This is a genomic window from Pseudomonas sp. VS40 (genome assembly GCF_018587885.1).
Lineage (GTDB): Bacteria > Pseudomonadota > Gammaproteobacteria > Pseudomonadales > Pseudomonadaceae > Aquipseudomonas > Aquipseudomonas pergaminensis.
The window spans coordinates 54167-79121 of sequence record NZ_JAGYWD010000002.1; the positions used below are offsets into that span (position 1 = coordinate 54167).

The following is a 24955-nucleotide window of genomic DNA, read 5'->3' on the forward strand; positions in this document are numbered from 1 at the left end:
ATCCCCATGACCCAGTACCTCGGCCACAACTACATCGGCGGCCAGCGCAGCGCCAATGGCAGCGTCACGTTGCAAAGCCTCGACGCGACCACCGGTGAAGCCTTGCCCCAGGCGTTCTACCAGGCCACACCACAAGAGGTCGACGCCGCCGCCACGGCTGCCGCTGCGGCATACCCTGCTTACCGCGCCTTGAGTGCATCGCGTCGCGCGCAGTTCCTCGACGCAGTGGCCGACGAACTGGACGCGCTGGGGGATGATTTTGTCGAGCTGGTGTGCCGCGAAACCGCGCTGCCGGCTGCACGTATCAAGGGCGAACGTGGGCGCACCAGCGGCCAGATGCGCCTGTTCGCCACGGTATTGCGTCGCGGTGATTTCTACGGCGCGCGCATCGACAAGGCGTTGCCCGACCGTCAACCGCTGCCACGCCCGGATTTGCGTCAGTACCGCATCGGCCTGGGGCCTGTCGCCGTGTTTGGCGCGAGCAACTTCCCCCTGGCGTTTTCCACTGCGGGCGGCGACACCGCTGCTGCGCTGGCGGCTGGCTGCCCGGTGGTGTTCAAGGCCCACAGCGGGCATATGGCGACGGCGGAACGCGTCGCCGATGCGATCATCCGCGCGGCCGAGGCCACCCAGATGCCGGCCGGCGTGTTCAATATGATCTTTGGCGGTGGCGTCGGTGAAGCACTGGTCAAGCACCCGGCCATCCAGGCGGTCGGCTTTACCGGCTCGCTCAAGGGTGGCCGTGCACTGTGTGACATGGCGGCGGCACGCCCGCAACCGATCCCGGTGTTCGCCGAGATGTCGAGCATCAATCCGGTGATCGTGCTGCCCCAGGCATTGACCGCGCGGGCCGACACCGTGGCACGTGACCTGACCGCGTCGGTGGTGCAAGGCTGCGGCCAGTTCTGCACCAACCCCGGCCTGGTGATCGGCATTGCTTCGCCAGCCTTCACCGCGTTCACCCAGCAGGTCGCCCAACTGATCGGCGACCAACCACCGCAGACCATGCTGAACGCCGGCACCCTGGTCAGCTATGGCAAGGGCCTGGAAAAACTCCTGGCGCACCCTGGCATCCAGCACCTGGCGGGCAGCCAGCAGGCCGGCAACCGAGCGCAACCGCAGGTGTTCAAGGCTGACGTGCGCCTGTTGATCGAGGGCGATGAAGTGCTGCAGGAAGAAGTGTTCGGCCCCACCACGGTGTTTGTCGAAGTCGCCGACCAGGCCCAACTCAGCGCGGCGTTGCACGGCCTGCACGGCCAACTCACGGCGACAATCATTGGCGAGCCGGCCGACTTGCAGCAGTTCGCGGAACTCACGCCACTGCTGGAACAGAAAGTCGGGCGCATCCTGCTCAATGGCTACCCAACCGGCGTGGAAGTCTGCGATTCGATGGTGCACGGCGGGCCGTACCCGGCCACTTCGGATGCCCGTGGTACCTCGGTGGGTACCTTGGCCATCGACCGTTTCCTGCGCCCCGTGTGCTTCCAGAACTACCCTGATAGCCTGCTGCCCGACGCGTTGAAAAACGCCAACCCGTTGCGTATCCAGCGGCTGGTGGATGGCACGCCATCTCGCGACCCGCTGTAACGCGCACCTGAGAGCAATAAGAATCCAGGAGGCATCATGTCGTGTATCGCCGTTACCCCGCACCGTGCGCAGTTGGGCGAGGGTCCGTTCTGGGATGCGCCCACCCAGGCACTGTACTGGGTGAATATCGCCGGCAAGCAGGCGCTGCGCCTGATGGGCGGGCAGTTGCAGGTGTGGCAGTTGCCGGAGCATGTCTCGGCGTTCATCCCGTGTGAAAGCGGCGATGCCCTGGTGACCTTGAGCAGCGGCGTGTATCGCCTTGACCTCGTCACCGAAGCCCTGACCCTGCTGTGCGTGGCCGACCCGCAAGCGGGCAACCGTGGCAACGAAGCACGCTGCGATGCCCAAGGCCGCCTGTGGCTGGGCACCATGCAGAACAACATTGGCGAGCAGGGTGAAGACCTGCCCATTACCCAGCGTTCCGGCGGCCTGTTTCGCATTGATGCGGATGCGCAGGTCACGCCGTTGCTCAGTGGCCTGGGCATTCCCAACACCTTGCTGTGGAGTGATGACGGCCGCCAAGTGCATTTTGGCGACAGCCTGGACGGCACGCTGTATCGGCACGCTATCAGGCCAGACGGCCAACTCGACCCTGCGCAGACGTGGTTCGGCCCGCACCCGCGCGGCGGGCCGGACGGCTCGGCGATGGACGTTGAAGGCTACCTCTGGAACGCCCGCTGGGACGGCAGCTGCCTGTTGCGCCTGACCCCGGACGGTGAAGTCGACCGCATTATCGAGCTGCCCGTCAGCCGTCCCACCAGTTGCGTGTTTGGTGGCCCGAACCTCACCACCCTCTACATCACCAGCGCCGCCAGCCCCTTGGATCACCCCTGGGACGGTGCGGTATTGGCCATGGAAGTAGATGTACCTGGAACATCTTGTCATCGCTTTGCCGGATAAACCCAAGACTTAAAAACAACAACAAGGAGTCACCCGTATGAATCGTCGTCGTGGTTTGCGTTCCCTGTGCTGCGCCGCTGTGGCGGTCTCGGCCATGAGCTTGAGCGGGCTGTTGCTGGCCGCTGAGGAAGTGAAGATCGGTTTCCTGGTCAAGCAGGCTGAGGAACCGTGGTTCCAGACCGAATGGGCCTTCGCCGAAAAAGCCGGCAAGGAGCATGGTTTCACCGTGATCAAGATCGCCGTGCCGGATGGTGAGAAGACCCTGTCGGCTATCGACAGCCTGGCCGCCAACGGTGCCAAGGGCTTTGTGATCTGCCCGCCGGACGTGTCCCTCGGCCCGGCCATTGTCGCCAAGGCCAAGGCCAACGGCCTGAAAGTGATTGCCGTAGATGACCGGTTCGTCGATGCCAAGGGCAATTTCATGGAAGACGTGCCGTACCTGGGCATGGCGGCTTTTGAAGTCGGCCAGAAGCAGGGCGCCGCGATGGCCGCCGAAGCGAAAAAGCGCGGCTGGGACTGGAAGGACACCTACGCGGTGATCAACACCTTCAACGAACTCGACACCGGTAAAAAACGCACCGACGGCTCGGTCAAATCCCTGGAAGAAGCGGGTATCCCCAAGGACCACATTCTGTTCACCGCCGCCAAGACCCTCGACGTACCCGGCAGCATGGACGCCACCAACTCCGCCCTGGTCAAGCTGCCCAGCGGCGCGAAAAACCTGATCATCGGCGGCATGAACGACAACACCGTACTGGGCGGCGTACGCGCCACCGAAAGCGCCGGCTTCAAGGCCGCCAACGTGATCGGCATTGGCATCAATGGCACCGACGCCATCGGCGAATTGAAGAAACCCAGCAGCGGCTTCTTCGGCTCGATGCTGCCAAGCCCGCATATCGAGGGCTATAACACCGCGCTGATGATGTACGAGTGGGTGACCAAGGGCACCGAGCCTGCCAAGTACACTGCCATGGACGAAGTGACCCTCATCACCCGTGAGAACTTCCAGGCAGAGCTGACCAAGATCGGGCTGTGGCAATGACGGCTGCCGCCCTGCGGTTTGACGGCATCGGCAAAACCTTTCCTGGGGTCAAGGCGCTGGATGGCATCAGCTTCAGCGCCCACCCAGGGCAGGTGCACGCGCTGATGGGCGAGAACGGCGCGGGCAAGTCGACGCTGCTGAAGATCCTCGGTGGCGCCTACATTCCCAGCAGCGGCACACTGCAGATCGGCGACCAGACCATGGCTTTCCGAAACACCGCCGACAGCATTGCCAGCGGCGTGGCGGTGATCCACCAAGAGTTGCACCTGGTGCCGGAAATGACCGTGGCCGAGAACCTGTTCCTCGGCCACTTGCCCTCGCGTTTTGGCGTGGTCAGCCGCGGCCTGCTGCGCCAGCAGGCACTGGCCTGCCTCAAGGGCCTGGCGGATGAAATCGACCCCGATGAAAAGCTCGGGCGCCTGTCCCTGGGCCAGCGCCAACTGGTGGAAATCGCCAAGGCGCTGTCCCGTGGTGCCCACGTGATTGCGTTCGACGAACCCACCAGCAGCCTCTCGGCGCGGGAGATCGACCGCTTGATGGCGATCATCACGCGGCTGCGCGATGAGGGCAAAGTGGTGCTCTATGTCTCCCATCGCATGGAAGAGGTGTTTCGCATTTGCGACGCGGTGACCGTGTTCAAGGATGGCCGCTACGTGCGCACCTTCGACGACATGAGCGCGCTGACCCACGACCAGTTGGTCACCTGCATGGTCGGCCGCGATATCCAGGACATCTACGACTACCGGCCGCGTGAGCAGGGCGAGGTCGCGCTCAAGGTCGAGGGTTTGCTCGGTCCAGGGTTGCGTGAGCCGGTCAGCCTGAGCGTCCACAAGGGCGAGATTCTCGGCCTGTTTGGATTGGTCGGGGCAGGGCGCACGGAGCTGTTTCGGCTGCTGAGCGGTTTGACCCGCAGCACCGCAGGTAGCCTTCAGCTCTGCGGCCAGACACTGCAGCTGCAGTCACCGCGCGACGCCATCGCCGCCGGCGTATTGCTGTGCCCGGAAGACCGCAAGAAGGAAGGCATCATCCCGCTGTCCAGCGTGGCGGAGAACATCAATATCAGTGCTCGCGGTGCTCATTCCAGGTTTGGCTGGCTGCTGCGCGACGGTTGGGAAAAGCGCAACGCCGACCAGCAGATCCAGGCCATGAAGGTCAAGACGCCCAACGCAGCGCAAAAGATCATGTACCTCTCCGGGGGCAATCAGCAGAAGGCCATTCTCGGCCGCTGGCTGTCGATGCCGATGAAAGTCTTGCTGCTGGACGAGCCGACCCGTGGCATCGATATCGGCGCCAAGGCCGAGATCTACCAGATCATTCATAACCTCGCCGCCCAGGGCATTGCGGTGATCGTGGTGTCCAGCGACCTGATGGAAGTGATGGGCATCTCCGACCGTATCCTGGTGCTGTGCGAAGGCGCCTTGCGGGGTGAACAGACCCGTGAGCACGCCACCGAATCCAACTTGCTGCAACTGGCCTTGCCGCGCAGCGTGGCGAACTGAGAGACCCCTATGACCACTCAACACAACGTGCTGCCCACCGCGCGCAAGCCCCTGGACCTGCGCGCACTGCTGGACAACTGGGCGATGCTGCTGGCCGCCGTGAGCATCTTTTTGCTGTGCGCCTTGCTGATCGATAACTTCCTTTCACCGCTGAACATGCGCGGGCTGGGGCTGGCGATTTCCACCGTGGGCATTGCCGCCTGCACCATGCTGTTCTGCCTGGCGTCGGGGCATTTCGACCTGTCAGTGGGCTCGGTGATTGCCTGCGCCGGCGTGGTGGCGGCGATCGTGATGCGTGACACCGACAGCGTCATGCTCGGCATTGGCGCCGCCTTGCTGATGGGCCTGCTGGTGGGGCTGATCAACGGCATTGTGATCGCCAAGCTGCGGGTCAATGCACTGATCACTACCCTGGCGACCATGCAGATCGTGCGTGGCCTGGCGTACATCTTCGCCAATGGCAAGGCGGTGGGCGTGTCCCAGGATCAGTTCTTTATCTTTGGCAACGGCCAGTTGCTCGGTGTGCCGGTGCCGATCCTGATCACTGTGCTGTGCTTCCTGTTCTTTGGCTGGCTGCTCAACTACACCACCTATGGGCGCAACACCATGGCCATCGGCGGCAACCCGGAAGCGGCCTTGCTGGCCGGGGTGAACGTGGACCGCACCAAGATCCTGATCTTCGCCGTGCATGGCGTGATCGGTGCCTTGGCCGGGGTGATCCTGGCCTCGCGCATGACCTCCGGCCAGCCCATGATCGGCCAGGGCTTCGAGCTGACGGTGATCTCGGCGTGCGTGCTCGGCGGGGTATCGCTGAGCGGCGGGGTAGGGATGATCCGCCACGTGATCGCCGGGGTGCTGATTTTGGCGATCATCGAGAATGCGATGAACCTGAAGAATATCGACACGTTCTACCAGTACGTGATCCGGGGATCGATCCTGCTCCTGGCCGTGGTCATCGACCGCATGAAACAACGCTGAGTCATGCCATGTGAACACTAAATGTGGGAGCGGGCTTGCTCGCGAATACGGAGTGTCAGACCCGAATGAGTTGACTGACACGGCGCATTCGCGAGCAAGCCCGCTCCCACAGTTTAGTCGGTGGTGAATTTGAAGATTGTGTTCTGGGTGTAGGTCTGCCCTGGATTCAGGCGGGTAGACGCGAACTTCGGCTGATTAGGCGCATCCGGAAAATGCTGGGTCTCCAGCGTAAAACCGCTCCAGTGCAGATAGGTCTTCCCAGCCTTGCCCTTCACCGACCCATCCAGGAAGTTACTGGTATAGAACTGCACCCCAGGCTCGGTGGTAAACAGCTGCAACCGCCGCCCGGACGCAGGATCGTGCACCTCGGCCGCCAACTGCTTCACATCACCTTGGGTGTCCAGCGCCCAGTTGAAGTCGAACCCACCCTGTTTCGGCTCGGCGAACTTGAGCTGCGGGTGATCGTCCTTGATGTGCTGGCCGATCGGCGTGGGTTTGAGAAAGTCCATCGGCGTGCCTTTGACGGGCGCCAGTTCGCCGGTGGGAATCAACGTCGCGTTCACCGGCGTGTAGTGGCTGGCATGCAAGGTCGCGACCTGCTTGAGGATGTCGCCATTGCCCGCGCCGGCCAGGTTGAAGTAGCTGTGGTTGGTGAGGTTGAGCACCGTCGGTTTGTCGGTGGTGGCGGTGTAGTCGATGTGCAGTTCGTTGGTGTCAGTGAGGCGGTAGGTGACTTCGGTCTTCAGGTTGCCGGGGAAGCCCATTTCACCGTCCTTGGACAGGTAGGTGAGGGTCACGCCGACCGAGTCCTTGGCCTTGACCGGCGTGGCTGTCCAGACGTGCTTGTCGAAGCCCTGGGCGCCGCCGTGCAGCGAGTTGGGGCCGTCGTTGAGTGGCACCTGGTAGCGTTTGCCGTCGAGTTCGAAGGCGCCGCCGGCCAGGCGGTTGCCGAAACGGCCGATGGTCGCGCCGAAGAACGCCGTACCGCTCTGATAGCCTTGCACGTCGTCAAAGCCCAGCACCACGTCGTCGAGCTTGCCGTGTTTGTCTGGCACTTTCAGCGACTGCAACACGCCGCCGTAGGTGATCACCGTGGCTTGCATGCCATGGCTGTTACGCAGGATGTACTGCTCGACGGCGGTGCCGTCATTGGTTTTACCGAACGGTTTGTGTTCGCTGGTAAGGCCCGCCGCCTGGGCGCCGCCGCTGGCGACCAGCATGGACAGGGCGAGGCCCGAAAGCAGGTAACGAGGGTGCTTCATGGTCGAACTTCCTTTTGTTGTTTTGAGTGGAATAGTTCTACTAATGTGCGATATTTTGTCGGTTGGATAGCGAATTTATAGCCTTTAACGCCATTTTTGCAAAATAAAATAAGACTAATTAAGCGAGGCAACCTTTTATGACGACTCAGCACGCGGTTTATCCCGACCTTGAAGGCAAGACTGTCCTGATCTCCGGCGGTGCCTCGGGCATCGGCGAATTCATGGTGCGCGCCTTTGCCGCCCAAGGCGCCAAGGTCGGCTTTGTCGACCGCGCGCAAAGCCAGGGCGAACGCCTGGCGGCGCTGTTGAGTTCGCGCGGGCACACCGTGGAATTCGTCAATTGCGACATCACCGACGAGATAGCCTATAAAGCCGCCATCACTCGTTTCGAACACTCGCTGGGGCCGATCACCGTGCTGGTGAATAACGCCGCCAATGACGTACGCCATACCCTGGAGGAAGTCGATTCGGAGATGTTCGACCGGCTGATCTCCGTCAACCTCAAGCACGCCTTCTTTGCCGCAAAGGCGGTGGTGCCGATGATGAAGGGCGCCGGCGGCGGCGCGATCATCAACCTCGGTTCGGTGGGCTGGATGATGGCTTCGGCCGGCTACCCGGTGTACGCCGCCAGCAAGGCCGCCGCCCACGGCATGACCCGCGCCCTGGCCCGGGAACTGGGGCCGAGCCGCATCCGCGTGAACACGCTGGTGCCGGGCTGGGTGATGACGGAAAAACAATTGGCGATGTGGGTCGACGATGCCGCCAAGGAACTGATCAGCCGCAGTCAGTGTTTGCCAGGGAGCGTTTTGCCGGAACACATCGCCAATATGGCGTTGTTTCTCGCCTCTGATGCCTCGGCGATGTGTTCGGCGCAGAACTTTATTGTGGATGGTGGGTGGGTCTGAGTCGGGCTCAATTATCCAGGCTGCACAGACAAAATGTGGGAGCGGGCTTGCCCGCGAATACGCAGGGTCAGTTGATAAAGTTGCCGACTGACACGCTGCCTTCGCGAGCAAGCCCGCTCCCACACAAAACCCAGTCCGACATCATGACGAGGGTGCTTATTCGATCGGGTAACGCTTGAAAGCCGGGTGCTGTTCCAGCCGCTCGGCGTGGCGTTTGAGGTTGGGGAACGCATCGGCCTTGACCACCGACGCCACGGTGAACTGGCTGAACGACCAGGCGACTGCCGCCGTCAGGGAAGCCTGGGTCAACTCCTGACTGTCAGGCAGTTGCTTTTCCAGCAGCGAGTAGGCCGCCAGCAATTGCCCGCTGACGCGATCCAGCCAGGGCGCATGCAGCTTTTCGGCCGGGCGCAGGTTGTGTTCGTAAACGATCTGCACGCTTTTCTCGCAGGCCGCCAAGGCCAGGCCAAGGATATGCAGGTCATGGGCACGACCTGCGGGGGAAGGGGGCAGCAGCTTTTTATCGGCCGGGGCCAGGGTTTCCAGATAGTCGAGGATCAGGCTGGAATCCATCAGCACCGTGCCGTCATCCAGCACCAGGGTCGGCGCCTTGACCACCGGGTTGATCTGGGAAAACTCGGTGAACGTGCTGAACACCGACAGCGGTTCATGCACAAAATCCACGCCATAAAGGTCCAGGGAAATGGCCACGCGGCGTACGTAGGGCGAGTCCAGCATGCCGATCAGTTTCATGAAGCCTCCGTTGCTCTCAAGGTGATGGCTCCAGAGAGTAAGGGCACAGGATCGGCATGCGCAATGACTGAATGTTGCCTGCAAAGGTCAGGCTGCGGTCATTCAGGCAGGACGCCTGATGTTCTGCCGGCTGGCCCCCGGTGGCTGGCCGGTAATGCGCTTGAATGCACGGCTGAACGCTGCCTGGGAGGTGTAGCCCAGGCGCAGCGCCACTTCTTCGATGGGTAAACGCTCCAGGGTCAGCCATTGGCTGGCCAGGCGCATGCGCAGTTCCGTCATGTAGCGCAGTGGCGGGAGACCCAGGGTGGCCTGGAAGCGCTCGGCGAATACCGAGCGGGAGGTGTGACACTGCGCGGCCAGTTCGGCCACGCTCCAATCGCGCCCGGGTTGCTGGTGCAGCACGAGCAGGGCGCCCGCCAGGCGTGAGTCGCGCAACGCGGCCACCAGCCCCGAGGCATTGCCGCAGGCGCATTCCACCCAACCCCGCACAATCATGGCAGCCACCACATCGGCCAGGCGCGTGAGGATGCCGGGGTAGCCGACGCGAGCCGCGGCGACTTCGCGCTCCATCACCGCCAGGATTGGCATCAGGCCGGGGTAACGCTGGCCCTGGGCATCGATCAGCATCAAGGCTGGCATCAGGCTGCCGAGCCCCTGGAGACTGCCGAGTTCGAACTCCATGCAGGCGCTGAACAGCAACGTGCTAGGCGGTGAGTCCGGTGATGCATCCACGGCGCAGACGGTCTCGCCCAGTGGTGTCGTGTCAAAGCCGCCGATGTCCTGCACCGTCCTGTCCGCACTGGACAGCAGCGCATGGGCACCGCCGTGGGAGATGAACACGGCATTGCCCGCCGACAATTCGAACAGGCTGCCGTCATCGGTGCGCAGGGTGGCCGTACCTGCGGCGAGGAGGTGGAAGTAGGCATGCCCCGGTCTGGCGTCAAAGCCCATGCCGAAGGTCGGTCCGGCCTGGATGCGTCGGTACTGCACGCCGCGCAGGCGCATGCCGCGCAGCAGTTCGTCGATAAGGTCGGAGGACAGGTTGAAGGGCGCTGCTGCAGTCATGTTCGGGGTTTCAGTCAAAAACTCAAGGGTTTGCATCATAGATCATCCGGGTTGGCGAACCTAGACTGGCCGTCGTGCTAATTACCGAGGATGTCGTGTGATGAATGATTGTGTAGCCCAAGCCGCTCGCCCTGCCCAGGTGGCGCCCGATGCGCCCGCCTGGATGGCGGTGTTTTCCCTGGCCATGGGGGTGTTCGGCTTGTTGACGGCCGAATACCTGCCGGCCAGCCTGCTGACGCCGATGGCGCTGGACCTTGGCGTGTCGGAAGCGCTGGCCGGCCAAGCCGTGACCGTGACGGCCGTGGTGGCGTTGTTCGCCGGGTTGCTGGTACCGGGCCTCACGCGTGGGATCGACCGGCGCGTGGTGCTGCTGGGATTCTCTCTGCTGATGATTGCATCCAACCTGTTGGTGGCGTTTTCCTCCAGCCTGGCGGTGCTGCTGTTGATGCGCATCCTGCTGGGTGTGGCCCTGGGAGGCTTCTGGAGCATGGCGGCGGCGGTCGCGATGCGCCTGGTGCCGGCGGCGCTGCTGCCCCGTGCGCTGTCGATCATCTTCAGTGGCATTGCCGTGGGCACGGTGGTTGCCGTGCCGTTGGGCAGCTACCTGGGCGGCCTGTATGGCTGGCGCAGTGCATTTTTGGCGGCGGCAGCGGTCGGCGGGGTGACGCTGGCGTTCCAGCTGTTCACGTTGCCACCGTTGGCCCCCACGGGCAGCGCACGCTTGCGCACGGTACTGGATGTGCTGCTGCGCCCGGGCATCGCCATCGGCATGTTGGGCTGCGTGCTGGTGCACACCGGGCACTTTGCGCTGTTCACCTACATCCGGCCGTTCCTCGAAAGCACCACGGGCGTGGGCAGCGAAGGGCTGGCGTTGATGCTGCTGGGGTTCGGTGCAGCCAACTTCGTCGGCACGCTGTTGGCCGGTTGGATGCTGGTGCGTTATCCGCGCGGCACCTTGGTGCTGATGCCGGTATTGGTGGGCGTCGCAGCGCTGGCCCTGGTGTTGCTGCCGGCCTCGCTGCCAGGCCAGGCCTTGCTGCTGGCGTTGTGGGGCATGGCGTTTGGCGGGGTGCCGGTGGCGTGGTCGAACTGGGTGGCCCGCGCCGTGCCGGATCAAGCTGAAAGTGCTGGTGGCATGGTGGTGGCATCCGTGCAATCGGCCATTGCGGCGGGTGCGGCCGGTGGGGGCGCGATGTTCAGTCTCAGTGGCATCAGCGGGGTGTTTCTAGGCGCCGGTGTGTTGATGTTGTTGGCCGCCTTGTTGATTGCACTGCGGGTAACAGTGTCGGGCAATGTGGCCGTGGGTGCACCGCTGCATCTTTGACGTCAGCCTGGAGATTGGCCGCATTCACGGTGTGACGAGCCATCGACCTTTGGTTTAGTCTGGAGCGCTTCGTTGAACGCAAGCACATTTGGAGCAGTCAGCATGACCGATTACGTACCCCCGAAAGTGTGGACCTGGGAGACCGAGAATGGCGGCACTTTCGCCAGCATCAACCGGCCTGTGGCCGGCGCGACCCATGAAAAAGAATTGCCGGTGGGCAAGCATCCGTTGCAGTTGTACTCCCTGGCCACGCCCAACGGGCAGAAGGTTACGATCCTGCTGGAAGAACTGTTGGCCCTGGGGCACAGCGGTGCGGAATACGATGCCTGGCTGATCAAGATCGGTGATGGCGACCAGTTCGGCAGCGGCTTCGTGGGGGTGAACCCCAACTCCAAGATCCCGGCACTGCTGGACCGCAGCGGCGCCGCGCCGATTCGGGTGTTCGAGTCCGGAGCGATCCTGCAATACCTGGCGGAGAAGTTCGGTGCGTTCTTCCCCACCGAACCCGCCGCCCGCGCCGAATGCCTGTCGTGGTTGTTCTGGCAGATGGGCAGCGCCCCCTACCTGGGCGGTGGTTTCGGACACTTCTATGCCTACGCGCCGAGCAAGATGGAATATGCGATCAACCGGTTCGCCATGGAGACCAAGCGTCAGCTCGATGTGCTCGACCAACGCCTGGCGGTGAGCGAATACATCGCGGGTGATGAGTACACCATCGCCGATATTGCGATTTGGCCGTGGTATGGCGGGCTGGTCAAAGGTCGCTTGTATGGCGCGGCGGAGTTCTTGTCGGTGCATGAGTACACGCACGTGTTGCGCTGGGCAGACGCGATCGAAGCGCGGCCGGCGGTGCAGCGCGGCCGGCGGGTGAATCGGGTGTCCGGTGAGCCCCATGAGCAATTGGCCGAGCGGCATAACGCCAGCGACCTGGACTAAAGGCCTGACGCGGTAAGAAAGGTGGGAGCGGGCTTGCTCGCGAATGCGGAGTGTCAGTCAACAGATTCATTGGCTGATCCACCGCAATCGCGAGCAAGCCCGCTCCCGCATTTGGATTTGTGTATTTCACTCTACTTGTAGCGCTGCTCGAACACCGCCACTTGCTCGGGCTTGATCAGTTCGAACGGCACCCACACCTCCGACTCAATCGCCTCGCCCTTGATCATTCGCACCGCCGCCTGCACGGCCTGGGTAGCCTGGGCCTTCGGGTCCTGGAACACCGACGCCGTCAGCAACCCCCGCTTGATCGCTGCCAGCCCATCGGGCAAGCCATCGATACCCACAATCGCCACTTCACCCTTGGTTTTTCCCGCCTGCTGCAAAGCCATGGCCGCGCCAATCGCCATTTCATCGTTATTGGCCACGATGGCATCGAACTGCGTGCCCGCCAGCAGCCAGTTGCTGGTCAGGTCCATGCCCTTGCTGCGTTGCCATTCGGCACTTTGCTGCTCGACCACCTTGATACCGGGAAAGTCCTTGAGCACCTGTTTGGCGCCCTCGGTGCGGTCGTGGGTGGCGTTCTGTGCGAGATCGCCCATGATGATCGCCACGTTGCCCTTGCCACCGAGTTTTTCCGCCAGGTAGCGCATCTGCAACTGACCGGCCTCGATGTCGTTAGAGGCCACGGTGACCACGCCTCTGGGCAGAGTGCGTTCGTCCGGGTGACGGTTGACGTACACCAGCGGCGTCTTGGCCGCCACGGCAGCACGGGTCATGTTGGCGGTGGCGGCGGTGTCCACCGGCAGTACGATCACCGCGTCGACCTTCTGGTTGAGGAAGCCCTCGACCTGATTAAGCTGGCGCACCACGTCGCCCTGGGCGTCTTCGAACTGGATCTGCACATCCTGCTGCTTGGCGGCCGCTTCCAGGCCGGTGCGCACGTAGGTCATGAAGTTATCGTCGACCCGGGCGATGCTCACGCCGATGCGATAGGCGGCAAAGGTCCATTGGCTGAACAGCAGCAACAAGGTGGCAGCAAACAACGAATAGCGATTCATAAGGGTGATCCTTTTATTGTTATAGGGTGAACGCCTGGCGGAAACGCGCCAGGGCCAGCTCGCTGTCGCCGCTGGCCCAGCCTTCCAGGCCGACCACGCCGCTGTAGCCTATGGCGTGCAAGGCTTTGGCAATGGCCGGGTAGTGGATTTCACCGGTGCCAGGCTCCTTGCGACCTGGTACATCGGCCACTTGGATTTCACCGATGGCGCTGCCGGCGCGCTGGATCAGTTCGATCAAATTTCCTTCGCCGATCTGCGCGTGGTACAGGTCCAGGTTCAGCTTCAGGTGCGGACTGCCCACGGCCTCGATCAGCGCCAGGGTGTCGTCGGCGCGGGCGAACGGGGTGCCGGGGTGGTCGACCTCGGTGTTGAGGTTTTCCAGCAGGAACACACGGCCGGCGTCTTCCCCCAGGCGGGCGATTTTTTCCAGGGTCTTGCAGGCGCTCAGCCACATGCGCCCGGTGGTCTGGCTCACCGGTTGAACGGGCAGGCCGCCTTCACCCAGGCCGGTGCCGTGCAGGTTGAGGCTGGGGCAATTCAGTCGTTCGGCGACCCCTAAGGATTCGCGGGCGCTGTCGAGCAGTTGGCGGATACCGCCGGGGTCGGTGAGGGTACCGCTGATGTAGCCGGTCATGGAGGTGAAGTCGGCGCCGGTAGCGACCAGGGCGGCGATGTCCTTGTCTGTCCAGTTCCAGATTTCGGCACTGAAGCCCAGCGCATGAATGCGCTGTACGCGCTCGACAAAGGGCAGGTCGAGAAACACCATCTCCGCGCTGACGGCCAGCTTGAAGGGGCTCATACGGCCACCGCCTTGCCGGTTTCGAATGACTCGATGCAGGCGCGGGCAATCGCCAATGCCGCACGCGCGTCTTCGCCACTGGCCAGGGGCTTGGCGCCGCTGCGCAGGCAGTCGACGAAGTGGTTGAGCTCGGCGATATAGGCGTCGCGCAACAGGTCGGTGTCCAGGCGCTGGGTGTCGGCCTGGATGCCCTGGGCCAGGTAGCGCACCAGGTCGGAATCGTTGAGGCTGCCCATGCTGAGCATGCCGGCGCTGCCGAACACCTCGCCGCGCACGTCGTAGCCATACACCGCCTGGAAGTTGGCCTCGGCGGTGGCGATGGCGCCGTTGTCGAAGCGGATCGCGACCACGGCGGTGTCGAGGAAGCCTTTGCTTTTGTATTCGGGCGCGATCAATGCGTCGGCCATCACGTAGACCTGCACCGCCTCGGCGCCAGGGTTGAGGTAGCGCAGGGTGTCGAAGTCGTGGATCAGGGTTTCCAGAAAGATCACCCATTGCGGCGACTTGGCCGGGTTGTTCAGTGCCGGGTCGCGGGTCAGCGAGCGCAGCAACTGCGGGGTGCCGATGCGGCCGGCGGCGACATCGAGGTGCGCGGTGCGAAAGCTCTTGGCGAAGCGCCGGTTGAACCCGACTTGCAGCGGCACTCGCGCATCGGCCGCGGCAGCGATAGCGCGGTCGGCTTCATCGAGAGTGATGGCCATGGGTTTTTCGCAGAAGATGCCCTTGCCGGCGCGGGCGGCGCTGATCACCAGCTCTGCGTGGCTGCGGGCGGGGGCGGCGATCAGCACGCCGTCGATGTCCGGGTCGTCGAGCAACTGCTGCGGGTCGGTGTAGACCTTGCTCACGCCCAGTTCAGCGGCGAGGCGGGCGGCCTGGCCTGGCGTCGGGTCGGCAATCGCTGCCAGGCTGGCACCGGGGATATGCCGCGCGGCGGTCAGGCCGTGGAAGCTGCCCATGCGGCCGGCACCGATCAAGCCCAGGCGGATGTTCTGTGTACTCATGAAATAACCCCTTGTTGTTATTGGCCGCAGGACGGTCCTGATGGCAAAGGGGTGAGAGCAAGGCGTGTGCCATTTTTTAACGTGTTGATAAATAACGATTAATAATTATCTATAAACAAAAAGTGTTCATTCTGATGACATGCCTATACTGACATGTCAAAAACATGAACATGGATATCACCCAGTGAGCATGGCCTTCAGTGTGCAAGACCTCGACTACCTGACGACCCTGGGGCCTGCGGCGCTGAATGACGGCCCAGTGGCCGCGCTGGAGCAGGCCTGGCGCGATTGCCTGGCTGGTCAGGTCGAGCGCCCGGCGCCCGTGCGCCAAGTGATCTGGGATTCGTGGCGGCGCAGCGTCGAGGCCGGCATCGATCCAGCCGACAACGCGTACCGCTTTGTCGCCGCCGACACGCTGACCGCCACCCTGGCCTCCCACCGCGTGCTGATCGCCGCCGCCGCGCAAGTCATGCACGGCTTGCTGGCCTATAACCCGCGCGGCCATATCAACCTCACCGATGCCGACGGCATCACCCTGTATTTCTGTGGCCTGGACATCACCCCGGTGGGCAGCCGCCTGCTGGAGTCGGTGCAAGGCACCAACTGCACCGGCCTGGCCCTGGCCGAAGACCGCCTGGTGTACGTGCTGGCCGAGGAAAACTTCGGCATCGGCCTGCGCCAGCGCCGCATGCATTGCGCCGCCGCGCCGATCAGGAATGCCCAAGGCCGCACCGTGGCGATGCTGACCCTCACCGCCGAGCCTGGCTGGTTTCACTTCCATACCCTCGGCACGGTGCAGGCGGCCGCCGAGGCGGTATCGCGGCAGATGGCGTTGCAGGCGTTGCTGGAGGAGCAGCAAGCGGTGCTCGAAGTCCTCAACGAAGGCCTGGTGGTGCTGGACGAGCGCGGCTGCATCAAGGCGCTCAACCGCTATGCCCGGCAGTTGTTCGGCGTAGGGCTGGAGCTGGTCGGGCGACCTTTCCAGCACCTGGGTCGTAGTGAGTTGAGCGACGTCCTTGGCGAGCCCGTGCGCGATCTCGATTGCACCTTCCACCTGGCTAACCGGGGCCAACTCGCCTGCCTGGTGTCGGTGTGCCCGCTGGAGCAGGGCGGGGTGATCGTGTCGCTGCGCGAAAACCGCCGCATCCGCGAAATCACCCGGCGCCTGATCGGCACCCAGGCCAGCTATACATTTGAAACCATCCAGGGCAACTCCCGAGCCATCCACGACGCCCTGCACCTGGGGCGTATCGCCAGTCGCAGCGACTCCACCACCTTGATCCTCGGCGAAAGTGGCACCGGCAAAGAGCTGTTCGCCCAGGCCATCCACAACGGCAGCGACCGCCAAAAAGGCCCTTTCGTGGCGGTCAACTGCGGGGCGATCCCCCGTGACCTGGTGCAAAGCGAACTGTTCGGCCATGTCGAAGGCGCGTTCACCGGCGCCACCCGTGGTGGTTCGGCGGGCAAGTTCGAGCTGGCGGACGGTGGCACCATTTTTCTGGATGAGATCGGCGATATGTCCTTCGATGCCCAGGTCAGCCTGTTGCGGGTCTTGCAGGAGGGGGAGATCACCCGCGTCGGCGCGAAAAACTCACGGCAAGTGGACGTGCGCATCATCGCCGCCACCCACCGCAACCTCAGCCAGGCCGTGGCACTAGGCGCGTTTCGCGAAGACCTCTACTACCGCCTCAACGTGCTCAACCTGACCGTGCCGCCCCTGCGCATGCGCCGCGAAGACATTCCGTTGCTGGCACGGCACTTCCTGGCGCGCTGTGCACGCTCGTTGCGTAAGTCGGTGCAGGGCTTTTCGCCGGAGGCGATGGCATTGCTGTCGGCCTATGGCTGGCCGGGCAATGTGCGGGAGTTGGAAAACAGTATTGAGCGGGCGACCAACCTGGCGATGGGCGAGCTGATTCAGCCTGCCGATCTGCCGATGGAAACCAAGCAGCACACCCCGTTGCGCGCCTATGAGCCGCAACCCGCCCAGGACTTGAGCAGCCACGAAATGCACGCCATCGTCGCCGCACTCCAGAACACCGGCGGCAACATCCGCCTGGCCGCCCGGCAACTGAACGTGTCGCGGGGCGGGCTGTACAACAAAATGAGCCGGTTCGGGCTGAGTGCCAGCGATTTTCGCGGCGCCTGAGGCCAAAGGTGGGAGGGGGCTTGCCCCGATAGCAGAGAGTCAGCCAAGGAAATTCAGACTGACCCGCCGCTATCGGGAGCAAGTCCTCTGCCACATTGTTTAAACGTGTTTCATGCGCTCGATAGAGCGTTCCACCCTGGTCTTGGCAATCTCCAGCACATGCCACTCACTGCCCGCTAGCTGGCGGTATAGCAGGCCTAAGGCTTCAACTGCTTCCAATCAATGGCAAAGCGCGCCAGGTACTTTCGCAGGCGGTCCGCGTCATTGGGTTGTGCCTTGGCCTGGCGCGAAACCCCGAACAGTCGTCGGCCGGCGTCCGAAAGGCTGTCGGATTGCAGGCACACGTCGATCACCGCCTTGAGTTGCAGCTGGTCGAACAGGTCCAGATCGACCGGCAGCAGTGCATGGGTTTCGGTCAGCCCCCAGGCGTAGCGCAGGCGCTGGATTTCCTCTTCGACCTGGGCTTCATCGATACGCCCGCTGTCGGCCAGGGTGGCCATGCGCGTGATGGACGCCGACAGCTCGCGAAAGTTGCCGAGCCATGCCGCTTCGCTGGAACAGGCGAACGCCAGGTAGCGGCGGCGCGCCTCCAGGTTGAAACGCACGCGACGACCTTGCTCGCGGGCGTGGCGCTCCAGTTCGAAATCGATATTGGGTTCGATATCTTCACGCCGTCCTGCCAGGCCTGGCAGGTCGAAGGTCCACAGGTTGATGCGCGCATACAGGTCTTCGCGAAACAGCCCTTCGTCCACGCGCCCGCGCAGGTCGCGGTGGGTGCCGGCGATGATCAGGAAGTCGCTGGCCACTTCACGGTCGGCACCCATGGGGTAGAAGCGTTTTTCTTCGATGGCCTTGAGCAGCATCGCCTGTTCATCCAGGCCCAGTTCGCCGATCTCATCAAGGAACAACATGCCGCCATCCGCCGCGCGCAGCAGGCCGTCACGGGCGTTTTGCGCGCCGGTGAAGGCGCCCTTGGTGTGCCCGAACAAAGCCGACATTGCGCCATCGCCACGCAAGGTGGCGCAGTTGACTTCCACGAAACGCCCCTGCACCTGGTGGCGGCTGCGCTTGAGTTCGTAAATGCGCCGGGCGAGGAAGGATTTGCCTGCGCCGGTGGGGCCGATCAGCAGCATGGGCGCGGTGGAGCGCACGGCCACGCGCTCGATCTGTTCGATGGAAGCATTGAACGCACTGTTGCGCGTGGCGATCCCGGACTTGAGGAAGGCCAGGCCTTCCAGGCGTTGGTGGGCGAAGCGCGAGGCGATGCGGTCGTAGCGCGACAGGTCGAGATCGATCAGGGTGTGGGTGCCGGTGGCGGGAGCGGTGTCGTCCCGGCGGCGACTGGGGGCTGTCTGGATCAGGCGCGCCGGCAGGTTGCGCGCCTCGGTAAGCAGGAACCAGCAAATCTGTGCCACATGGGTGCCGGTGGTGATGTGGACCAGGTAGTCCTCACGGTCGGTGTCGAAGGTGTAGCCGGCGGTGAAGTCGTGCAGCGCGCCGTAGACTTCTTCGAAATCCCAGGGATCATTCAGTGGCATGGGGTGCAGGCGCACCTCGGTAGTGGGCGAGATCTGCTGGATGTCGGCGCATACCCGCTCGGCCAGGCTGATGTCACGGGCGTCAATGTCGTGGATCAGCTCCAGGCGATCGACCTGCAGGTCCTCTTGCTGGCACAGGCCGACACTGGGGCGCCAGTGATTCCAGCGGTTGGCGCCCTTGCCAACGCGGTCCAGCTTGGACCCGATAAACCCGATGGCGACCGTGCGCTTGTGTTTCATGACTAGACCAAAATATAAGTGGCGATATACAAGGATATGAATGCGCTAGCGCCCTTGTCATCGGTTTTTAACGTCACGCAGCAGCATCATAAAAAATAACGATATAAAACAATGAGATAAAATTTTTTGTCGCGGTAGGAATAAACCTGGCACGCCCGCTGCTATCTCTCAGCCAACGCCGCACTGCCGGCTTTCAAGAAAAGAATCGAGATCATGCAAGAGAACACCTACCAACTGCTGGAAGTCGCCAACGGCAAGCCGATCAAACTCTGGACCCAGGGCGTGCCTGTGGAGCCCGAGGCGCGCAAGCAACTGATGAACACCGCCCAGATGCCGTTCATTTTCAAGCACCTTGCGGTGATGCCGGATGTGCATTTGGGCAAGGGCTCGACCATCGGCAGCGTGATCCCCACCGTGGGGGCGATCATCCCGGCGGCAGTGGGCGTGGATATCGGCTGCGGCATGATCGCTGCGCGTACGACGTTGATGGCCAGCGACTTGCCCGACAACCTCCACGGCCTGCGTTGCGCCATTGAGGCAGCGGTGCCCCATGGCCGTACCCACAGCCGCAAGGGTCGCGACAAAGGCGCGTGGGAACAGGTGCCGGCCCAGGCCGATCAGGTGTGGTCGGCGCTGCACCCACGCTTCAAGGCGATCACCGACAAGTACCCGCAACTGGAGCGCAGCAACAACCGCCAACACCTTGGCACCCTGGGTAGCGGCAACCACTTCGTCGAGGTGTGCCTGGATGAAGCCAACCGCGTCTGGTTCATGTTGCACAGCGGGTCGCGTGGCGTGGGGAACGCCATTGGCAACCTGTTTATCCAACTGGCCCAGGCCGACATGCGCCAACACCTGGCCAACCTGCCGGACCGTGACCTGGCGTATTTCGAAGAGGGCAGCCAGCACTTCGATGATTATGTGGAAGCGGTGGGCTGGGCCCAGGATTTTGCCCGGCAGAACCGTGAGTTGATGATGCGTGCGGTGGTCCAGGCCACGCGCCAGGTGATCAGCAAACCGTTTGAAGTGGCGCTGGAGGCCGTGAACTGTCATCACAACTACGTGCAGAAAGAGCGGCACTTCGGCGAAGAAATCCTGGTCACGCGTAAAGGCGCAGTGTCGGCCAAGAAAGGCGAGCTGGGGATCATCCCAGGCTCCATGGGCGCTAAAAGCTTCATCGTGCGTGGGCTGGGTAACGAAGAGTCGTTCTGTTCCTGCAGCCATGGCGCTGGCCGCACCATGAGCCGCACCAAGGCGAAGAATACGTTCACGCTGGCTGACCAGATCCGCGCCACCGCCCATGTGGAGTGCCGCAAGGATGCCGATGTGATCGACGAAATTCCGATGGCCTACAAGGACATCGACCAGGTTATGCATGCCCAGCGCGAGCTGGTGGAAGTGCTGCACACCTTGCGCCAGGTGGTGTGCGTCAAAGGATAAGAGGGGAATCAAGATGCAAAAGGATGAACGCCACCCATTGAGCGACGCCATGCGCGCGCGGGTGCTGCTGGAGCTGGAGCGCATAGAGCGCGAACGCAATGTCAGCGTGCTGTATGCCTGCGAGTCCGGCAGCCGGGCCTGGGGGTTTGCTTCCACCGACAGCGACTACGACGTGCGCTTTGTCTACGTGGAAAAACCTGACTGGTTCATGCAGGTGGATGCGCCGCGCGATGTCATCGAGCGTCCGCTGGATGATGAATTGGACGTGAGTGGCTGGGAGTTGCGCAAGACGCTGGGCCTGTTGCGCAAATCCAACCCCACGTTGCTGGAATGGCTGGACTCGCCGCTGGTGTATCGCCAGCAGGTCGACGCCACCGTGCAACTGCGCGCCCTGGCCGAGACGTTCTACAGCCCGCCGGCGGCGCGCAATCATTACCTGTCGATGGCCCGGAAAAATTTCCGCGGCTACCTGCAAGGCGACACGGTGCGGTTCAAAAAGTACTTCTACGTGCTGCGACCTTTGCTGGCAGTGCGCTGGATCGACCTGGGGCTGGGCCGGCCGCCGATGACGTTCGCTGATTTGTTGAGCACGGTGGATGACGCGCAATTACTCGATGAAGTCTCGACCCTGCTGGCGCTGAAACGCAATGCCGGGGAAGCGGCGTACGGGCCTCGGCGCCCGGCGCTGCACGCGTACATACAACGTGAATTGGAACGCGGCGCACCGGTGTTGCCACGCACCCATGCAGACTCCCGACAACTGGACCACTACCTGCGGGATACGGTCAAACGCTTTGCTTAAGGATGACGATGAAACAGGACGTGATTGAACTCGATGGGGCCATTGGCGGCGGCCAGGTGCTGCGCAGTGGCCTGAGCCTGTCGATGGTGACCGGGCTGACCCTGCGGATCAAAAACATTCGCGCCAAGCGCAGTCGGCCAGGCTTGATGCGTCAACACCTGACCGCTGTGCTGGCGGCGGCGCAAGTCTGTGGTGCCCAGGTGCACGGTGCGCAATTGGGCTCGCAGTCCCTGGTGTTCGAGCCCGGTCCGATCCAAGGGGGCGAATACCGCTTTTCCATCGGCACGGCCGGCAGTTGCACCCTGGTGTTACAGACTTTGCTGCCGGCATTGCTGCGCGCCCCCACGGCCAGTCGCGTGACGATCTATGGCGGCACCCATAACCCACTGGCACCGCCGGTGGACTTTCTGCAGCGTGCCTGGCTCCCGCTGTTGCGGCGCATGGGCGCGCGTATCGAATTGAGCTTGAACCGGCATGGGTTTGTGCCCGCAGGCGGCGGCGAGCTGGAGGTCTATATCCAGCCCGGCGAACTGGCGCCGTTGCAGTTGATGCAGCGCGGCAAGTTGCTCGAAGCCCGCGCGATAACGCTGAACGCCGGGTTGCCTGCCCAGGTGAGCGAGCGCGAGTTCAAGCGCGTGCGCCAGCGCTTGTCGTTCGACGACAGCCAGTGGCTCCCGATTGAGGTCGACCCCGCGCAAGGACCGGGCAACGTGCTGATGCTGGAGTATGTCCACGAGCACGTCACCGAAGTGTTCAGCGCGTTCGGCCTGGCCAACGTGCGTGCCGAGACCGTGGCCGACCAGGCCATCGACCAAGCCATGGAGTGGCGGGGGACCGACGCGGCGGTGGGTGAGCACCTGGCCGACCAGTTGTTGTTGCCGATGGCATTGGCTGGCGGTGGTCGTTTCACCACGCCACATATGAGCGACCATCTGCACAGCAACATGCAGGTGATCCAACGCTTCCTGCCTATGGTGATCGAGAGCCACGTGCTGGAGGAGGGCGGTTTGAAAATCGAGTGCCGCGCCCGCTAAAGGTTCTCCGACGTGACAATGTGCGGCGGTATATACACCCGCTGCCGCACCGGATCGAACCCCTCAGCGCCCTGCAATTGCACCATCAACTGCACCAGTGCGGTCGCCGTGTGCCGTGGCTGTGAATCCATCACCACATCAATCACCCCCTCGCGCAACGCCTGGCGTGACAGCTCGGTGGACTCCTGCAAGATGCAACACAGTGCCGGGCGCTTGGGCAATTGTGCCAGGGCGCTGATGATGCCGTCGCCGCCGCCGCCCACCACGCACAGGCCGCGCAGCTCGCTGTGGCGGCTGATCAGGTCGAGGGTGGCTTCTTCGGTGATGTCGCAGTTGTCGAGGTTGATCAGCGGCTCCAACGGCTTAAGCCCTGGCGCGTGCTCGGCCAGGTAACTGTGCAGGCCTTCGACCCGCGCCTGGTGGCCGAGAAACCGATGGCCGCCGAGCAGGATGCCCACGCTGCCTTTGCGCGCGCCGCAGGTGCGGGCGAGCAGCCAGCCCATGGTGCGGCCGACCACATGGTTGTCCTGGCCGACGTAGGGTTCTTCGGCCTGTTCGTGGATATCCGAGAGCAGGGCAACCACGGGTACACCGGCTTCGCGGATCTGCTTGAGGCAGGCGTTGATCAGCGGATGGGCAAAGCTGACCACCGCGAGGCCATCGCATTGCACGGCCAGTTGTTCGATCTGCGCGACAATGGCGCTGGGCGTGCGATCGACGATGTACTCGAACTGGCACGTCAGGTTGGCACCGGCATGCTGCTCGGCGGCGGCGCTGATCGCCTGCGCCAGGCTGGCATAGAACGCCTGGGCGGTCGCCAGCAACAGGATGCCGAAGCGATAGGTTGGCCGGCGTTCGCGGATACGCTGGCCGATCAACCGCGCCGCGAAATACCCCACGGCTTCGGCCGCCTGGAACACCTGCTCGGCGGTCTCTGGATTGACCGGCGCGCGTGCATTCAACACGCGGTCGACGGTGGCCACGCTGAGCCCCGCATGGGCGGCAACGGTGGCGATGGTTGGGCGTTTATGGTTGTTCATGACAGGCCCCTTGAGCGTCTTGATAGAAAACTATCAAGCCCCGCTGGGCCTGGATGATAGCTTGATAGGGAATGGATTCAAGGCCTTGAGGGGGAATTACCCGTTCTCTATGGTGGGTTTCACATAGCACCAGCAACCACCCGCTTGTGGAGAACAATAACAATGCCTGAACACACTGCTCCTATCACGCGTCGCGACTACAGCCTCACCGGCCCCGAAGCCGCCCGCGCCTTTGAGAAAGGCCTGGTCTCGGCCAGTTGGTACCAATCCCCGATCTCGCGTAAGCGCATGAAAGAACTGATGCAACGCCGCGACAGCCCGGCCCTGCTCGACACCGCTATTTGGGTGAGCGCGCTGTTTGCCGCCGGTGTTGGTGGCTACTGGTTCTGGGGCACCTGGGCCTGTGTGCCGTTCTTCCTCGCCTATGGCGTGCTCTACGGCACCGCGTCCAACCCGCGCTGGCATGAAACCGGCCACGGCACCGCGTTCAAGACCCGCTGGATGAACGACGTGCTCTATCAGGTCGCCAGCTTCATGTGCATCTTCGAACCCCACGTATGGCGCTGGAGCCATGCCCGTCACCACACCGACACCATCGTGGTCGGCCGCGACCCGGAGATCGTCGAGCCGCGTCCGCCAAGCTTCTTGATGATGTTCTTGAGCCTGTTCAACCTGCCCCTGGCCTGGAAAACCTTCAGCGGCGTGGCGCGGCATGCCGTTGGCAAGGTGAGTGCCCAGGAGGCGGACTTCATTCCCGAATCCGAATGGCCCAAGGTGTTTCGCGCGGCACGGATCTGGGTTGGTATTTATGCGGTGGTGATTGGCACCGCGTTGTACCTGCACAGCTGGCTGCCGCTGATGCTGATGGGTCTGCCGAGCCTCTACGGTGCCTGGCTCGGCTATATCTTCGGCCTTACCCAGCACGTCGGCCTGGCGGAAGACGTGCTGGACCACCGCAGCAACTGCCGCACTATCTACATGAACCGCGTGCTGCGCTTTATCTACATGGACATGAACTACCACCTCGAACACCACATGTACCCGATGGTGCCGTACCACGCGCTCGCGCAATTGCACGAAGAAATCCGCAGCGACTGCCCGCCGCCGTACGCCAACCTGTTCGAGGCGTACAAGGAAATCCTGCCGACGATCTGGAAGCAGCGCAGCGACCCGACCTACTTCATCCAGCGCCCGATCCACACTAAAGCCGAACCGGCTGCCCATGCCCCGCTGCATGCAGAAACAGCTGCTGGCTGAATTCCCCCCTAGAACAAGAGAAAACACCATGAACGATCAATGGATCGACGTCTGCGCCGTGGGCGAAATAGACGAAGAAGACGTGCTGCGCTTCGACCACGGCCCGCACACCTACGCGCTGTACCGCTCGGCCGAGAATGAATTCTTCGCCACCGCCGGCCTGTGCACCCACGAGAAAATCCACCTGGCCGACGGCTTGGTAATGGACCACGTGATCGAGTGCCCCAAGCACAACGGGCGTTTCGATTATCGTACGGGCAAGGCCCTCGGCGCGCCGGTGTGCGTCAACCTCAAGACCTACCCGGTACGGGTCGAAGCGGGGCGAGTATTGCTCGCCGTCACGGCGTGA

Annotated in this window: 22 protein-coding genes; 14 read left to right on the forward strand and 8 right to left on the reverse strand. The window is 63.0% G+C overall.

Going from position 1 to position 24955, the window contains the following annotated elements:
* Positions 1 to 6: 6 nt before the first annotated feature.
* From KHP07_RS05330 to araH, 5 genes are read left to right on the forward strand one after another with little or no spacing between them, the layout of a single operon-like run.
* Positions 7 to 1587, forward strand: coding sequence for an aldehyde dehydrogenase (NADP(+)) (locus tag KHP07_RS05330; protein WP_214496729.1), 1581 nt, complete (start codon positions 7 to 9; stop codon positions 1585 to 1587).
* Positions 1588 to 1623: 36 nt separating this feature from the next.
* A complete protein-coding gene (locus KHP07_RS05335) occupies positions 1624 to 2487 on the forward strand; it encodes an SMP-30/gluconolactonase/LRE family protein (protein WP_214496730.1) in 864 nt (287 codons plus the stop codon).
* A gap of 37 nt (positions 2488 to 2524) precedes the next feature.
* Entirely contained in the window at positions 2525 to 3529 is a 1005-nt protein-coding gene (locus tag KHP07_RS05340; protein WP_010211214.1) for a substrate-binding domain-containing protein, read from the forward strand.
* A complete protein-coding gene (araG, locus tag KHP07_RS05345) occupies positions 3526 to 5028 on the forward strand; it encodes an L-arabinose ABC transporter ATP-binding protein AraG (protein WP_214496731.1) in 1503 nt (500 codons plus the stop codon). Before KHP07_RS05340 ends, araG begins: the two co-directional genes overlap by 4 nt.
* A 9-nt stretch (positions 5029 to 5037) precedes the next feature.
* Positions 5038 to 6006 carry an L-arabinose ABC transporter permease AraH gene (araH, locus tag KHP07_RS05350; protein ID WP_100490362.1) on the forward strand — a complete coding sequence of 323 codons (969 nt, stop codon included), beginning with the start codon at positions 5038 to 5040 and terminating at the stop codon, positions 6004 to 6006.
* Positions 6007 to 6119: 113 nt separating this feature from the next.
* On the opposite strand, the gene KHP07_RS05355 is transcribed toward araH, so the two are convergent.
* Positions 6120 to 7268 (reverse strand): aldose epimerase family protein, encoded by a 1149-nt coding sequence (locus tag KHP07_RS05355; protein WP_078049088.1) that lies wholly within the window; start codon positions 7266 to 7268, stop codon positions 6120 to 6122.
* Between the two features lie 137 nt (positions 7269 to 7405).
* Here KHP07_RS05355 and KHP07_RS05360 point away from each other — a divergent pair, with 137 nt between their 5' ends.
* On the forward strand, positions 7406 to 8173 hold the full coding sequence (locus KHP07_RS05360) for an SDR family NAD(P)-dependent oxidoreductase (protein WP_078049087.1): 768 nt from the start codon (positions 7406 to 7408) through the stop codon (positions 8171 to 8173).
* 156 nt (positions 8174 to 8329) lie between these two features.
* Here KHP07_RS05360 and KHP07_RS05365 read toward each other — a convergent pair whose 3' ends face one another.
* The gene (locus KHP07_RS05365) at positions 8330 to 8926 is read right to left on the reverse strand and encodes a glutathione S-transferase family protein (RefSeq protein ID WP_078049086.1); all 597 of its coding nucleotides are present in this window, start codon (positions 8924 to 8926) and stop codon (positions 8330 to 8332) included.
* A gap of 102 nt (positions 8927 to 9028) precedes the next feature.
* Positions 9029 to 10027 (reverse strand): AraC family transcriptional regulator, encoded by a 999-nt coding sequence (locus tag KHP07_RS05370; RefSeq protein WP_100492445.1) that lies wholly within the window; start codon positions 10025 to 10027, stop codon positions 9029 to 9031.
* Between the two features lie 64 nt (positions 10028 to 10091).
* Between KHP07_RS05370 and KHP07_RS05375 the strand changes: the two genes are divergently transcribed.
* Positions 10092 to 11315 carry an MFS transporter gene (locus KHP07_RS05375; RefSeq protein WP_100490366.1) on the forward strand — a complete coding sequence of 408 codons (1224 nt, stop codon included), beginning with the start codon at positions 10092 to 10094 and terminating at the stop codon, positions 11313 to 11315.
* A 102-nt stretch (positions 11316 to 11417) separates the two neighbouring features.
* Positions 11418 to 12251 (forward strand): glutathione-dependent disulfide-bond oxidoreductase, encoded by an 834-nt coding sequence (gene yghU, locus KHP07_RS05380; RefSeq protein ID WP_100490367.1) that lies wholly within the window; start codon positions 11418 to 11420, stop codon positions 12249 to 12251.
* A gap of 131 nt (positions 12252 to 12382) precedes the next feature.
* Here yghU and KHP07_RS05385 read toward each other — a convergent pair whose 3' ends face one another.
* The 3 genes from KHP07_RS05385 to KHP07_RS05395 are packed head-to-tail and all read right to left on the reverse strand — an operon-like array spanning position 12383 to position 15109.
* A complete protein-coding gene (locus KHP07_RS05385; RefSeq protein ID WP_214496732.1) occupies positions 12383 to 13309 on the reverse strand; it encodes a sugar ABC transporter substrate-binding protein in 927 nt (308 codons plus the stop codon).
* Positions 13310 to 13328: 19 nt separating this feature from the next.
* Complete coding sequence (locus KHP07_RS05390) at positions 13329 to 14108, reverse strand: TIM barrel protein (RefSeq protein WP_214496733.1); 780 nt, start codon at positions 14106 to 14108, stop codon at positions 13329 to 13331.
* Entirely contained in the window at positions 14105 to 15109 is a 1005-nt protein-coding gene (locus tag KHP07_RS05395; RefSeq protein WP_078049081.1) for a Gfo/Idh/MocA family oxidoreductase, read from the reverse strand. Before KHP07_RS05395 ends, KHP07_RS05390 begins: the two co-directional genes overlap by 4 nt.
* 184 nt (positions 15110 to 15293) lie before the next feature.
* Here KHP07_RS05395 and KHP07_RS05400 point away from each other — a divergent pair, with 184 nt between their 5' ends.
* Positions 15294 to 17255: a sigma-54 interaction domain-containing protein gene (locus KHP07_RS05400; protein WP_214496734.1), complete on the forward strand. Its 1962-nt coding sequence runs from the start codon at positions 15294 to 15296 to the stop codon at positions 17253 to 17255.
* Between the two features lie 197 nt (positions 17256 to 17452).
* Here KHP07_RS05400 and rtcR read toward each other — a convergent pair whose 3' ends face one another.
* Positions 17453 to 19033: an RNA repair transcriptional activator RtcR gene (rtcR, locus tag KHP07_RS05405; RefSeq protein ID WP_214496735.1), complete on the reverse strand. Its 1581-nt coding sequence runs from the start codon at positions 19031 to 19033 to the stop codon at positions 17453 to 17455.
* Positions 19034 to 19246: 213 nt separating this feature from the next.
* Between rtcR and KHP07_RS05410 the strand changes: the two genes are divergently transcribed.
* Genes KHP07_RS05410 through rtcA form a run of 3 tightly spaced genes read left to right on the forward strand, consistent with a single transcriptional unit; the run spans position 19247 to position 22309 of the window.
* Entirely contained in the window at positions 19247 to 20473 is a 1227-nt protein-coding gene (locus tag KHP07_RS05410; RefSeq protein ID WP_099491864.1) for an RtcB family protein, read from the forward strand.
* 13 nt (positions 20474 to 20486) lie between these two features.
* Positions 20487 to 21275: a nucleotidyltransferase domain-containing protein gene (locus tag KHP07_RS05415; protein ID WP_099491863.1), complete on the forward strand. Its 789-nt coding sequence runs from the start codon at positions 20487 to 20489 to the stop codon at positions 21273 to 21275.
* Between the two features lie 8 nt (positions 21276 to 21283).
* Entirely contained in the window at positions 21284 to 22309 is a 1026-nt protein-coding gene (rtcA, locus tag KHP07_RS05420; protein WP_214496736.1) for an RNA 3'-terminal phosphate cyclase, read from the forward strand.
* On the opposite strand, the gene KHP07_RS05425 is transcribed toward rtcA, so the two are convergent.
* On the reverse strand, positions 22306 to 23349 hold the full coding sequence (locus KHP07_RS05425) for a LacI family DNA-binding transcriptional regulator (protein ID WP_214496737.1): 1044 nt from the start codon (positions 23347 to 23349) through the stop codon (positions 22306 to 22308). The genes rtcA and KHP07_RS05425 overlap by 4 nt on opposite strands.
* 162 nt (positions 23350 to 23511) lie before the next feature.
* On the opposite strand from KHP07_RS05425, the gene KHP07_RS05430 reads away from it, so the two are divergent.
* Complete coding sequence (locus tag KHP07_RS05430) at positions 23512 to 24606, forward strand: fatty acid desaturase family protein (RefSeq protein ID WP_214496738.1); 1095 nt, start codon at positions 23512 to 23514, stop codon at positions 24604 to 24606.
* A gap of 28 nt (positions 24607 to 24634) precedes the next feature.
* On the forward strand, positions 24635 to 24955 hold the full coding sequence (locus tag KHP07_RS05435) for a MocE family 2Fe-2S type ferredoxin (RefSeq protein WP_028619741.1): 321 nt from the start codon (positions 24635 to 24637) through the stop codon (positions 24953 to 24955).

Excerpts from the sequence above, each read along its gene's own strand:
- KHP07_RS05365 (WP_078049086.1), bottom strand. The coding sequence starts at position 8,926 with ATGAAACTGATCGGCATGCTGGACTCGCCCTACGTACGCCGCGTGGCC.
- KHP07_RS05425 (WP_214496737.1), bottom strand. The coding sequence starts at position 23,349 with ATGAACAACCATAAACGCCCAACCATCGCCACCGTTGCCGCCCATGCG.
- KHP07_RS05360 (WP_078049087.1), top strand. The coding sequence starts at position 7,406 with ATGACGACTCAGCACGCGGTTTATCCCGACCTTGAAGGCAAGACTGTC.
- KHP07_RS05415 (WP_099491863.1), top strand. The coding sequence starts at position 20,487 with ATGCAAAAGGATGAACGCCACCCATTGAGCGACGCCATGCGCGCGCGG.
- KHP07_RS05355 (WP_078049088.1), bottom strand. The coding sequence starts at position 7,268 with ATGAAGCACCCTCGTTACCTGCTTTCGGGCCTCGCCCTGTCCATGCTG.
- KHP07_RS05330 (WP_214496729.1), top strand. The coding sequence starts at position 7 with ATGACCCAGTACCTCGGCCACAACTACATCGGCGGCCAGCGCAGCGCC.
- KHP07_RS05430 (WP_214496738.1), top strand. The coding sequence starts at position 23,512 with ATGCCTGAACACACTGCTCCTATCACGCGTCGCGACTACAGCCTCACC.
- KHP07_RS05340 (WP_010211214.1), top strand. The coding sequence starts at position 2,525 with ATGAATCGTCGTCGTGGTTTGCGTTCCCTGTGCTGCGCCGCTGTGGCG.
- araG (WP_214496731.1), top strand. The coding sequence starts at position 3,526 with ATGACGGCTGCCGCCCTGCGGTTTGACGGCATCGGCAAAACCTTTCCT.
- araH (WP_100490362.1), top strand. The coding sequence starts at position 5,038 with ATGACCACTCAACACAACGTGCTGCCCACCGCGCGCAAGCCCCTGGAC.
- KHP07_RS05385 (WP_214496732.1), bottom strand. The coding sequence starts at position 13,309 with ATGAATCGCTATTCGTTGTTTGCTGCCACCTTGTTGCTGCTGTTCAGC.
- KHP07_RS05370 (WP_100492445.1), bottom strand. The coding sequence starts at position 10,027 with ATGCAAACCCTTGAGTTTTTGACTGAAACCCCGAACATGACTGCAGCA.
- rtcA (WP_214496736.1), top strand. The coding sequence starts at position 21,284 with ATGAAACAGGACGTGATTGAACTCGATGGGGCCATTGGCGGCGGCCAG.
- KHP07_RS05375 (WP_100490366.1), top strand. The coding sequence starts at position 10,092 with ATGAATGATTGTGTAGCCCAAGCCGCTCGCCCTGCCCAGGTGGCGCCC.
- KHP07_RS05390 (WP_214496733.1), bottom strand. The coding sequence starts at position 14,108 with ATGAGCCCCTTCAAGCTGGCCGTCAGCGCGGAGATGGTGTTTCTCGAC.
- rtcR (WP_214496735.1), bottom strand. The coding sequence starts at position 19,033 with ATGAAACACAAGCGCACGGTCGCCATCGGGTTTATCGGGTCCAAGCTG.
- yghU (WP_100490367.1), top strand. The coding sequence starts at position 11,418 with ATGACCGATTACGTACCCCCGAAAGTGTGGACCTGGGAGACCGAGAAT.
- KHP07_RS05435 (WP_028619741.1), top strand. The coding sequence starts at position 24,635 with ATGAACGATCAATGGATCGACGTCTGCGCCGTGGGCGAAATAGACGAA.
- KHP07_RS05335 (WP_214496730.1), top strand. The coding sequence starts at position 1,624 with ATGTCGTGTATCGCCGTTACCCCGCACCGTGCGCAGTTGGGCGAGGGT.
- KHP07_RS05410 (WP_099491864.1), top strand. The coding sequence starts at position 19,247 with ATGCAAGAGAACACCTACCAACTGCTGGAAGTCGCCAACGGCAAGCCG.
- KHP07_RS05395 (WP_078049081.1), bottom strand. The coding sequence starts at position 15,109 with ATGAGTACACAGAACATCCGCCTGGGCTTGATCGGTGCCGGCCGCATG.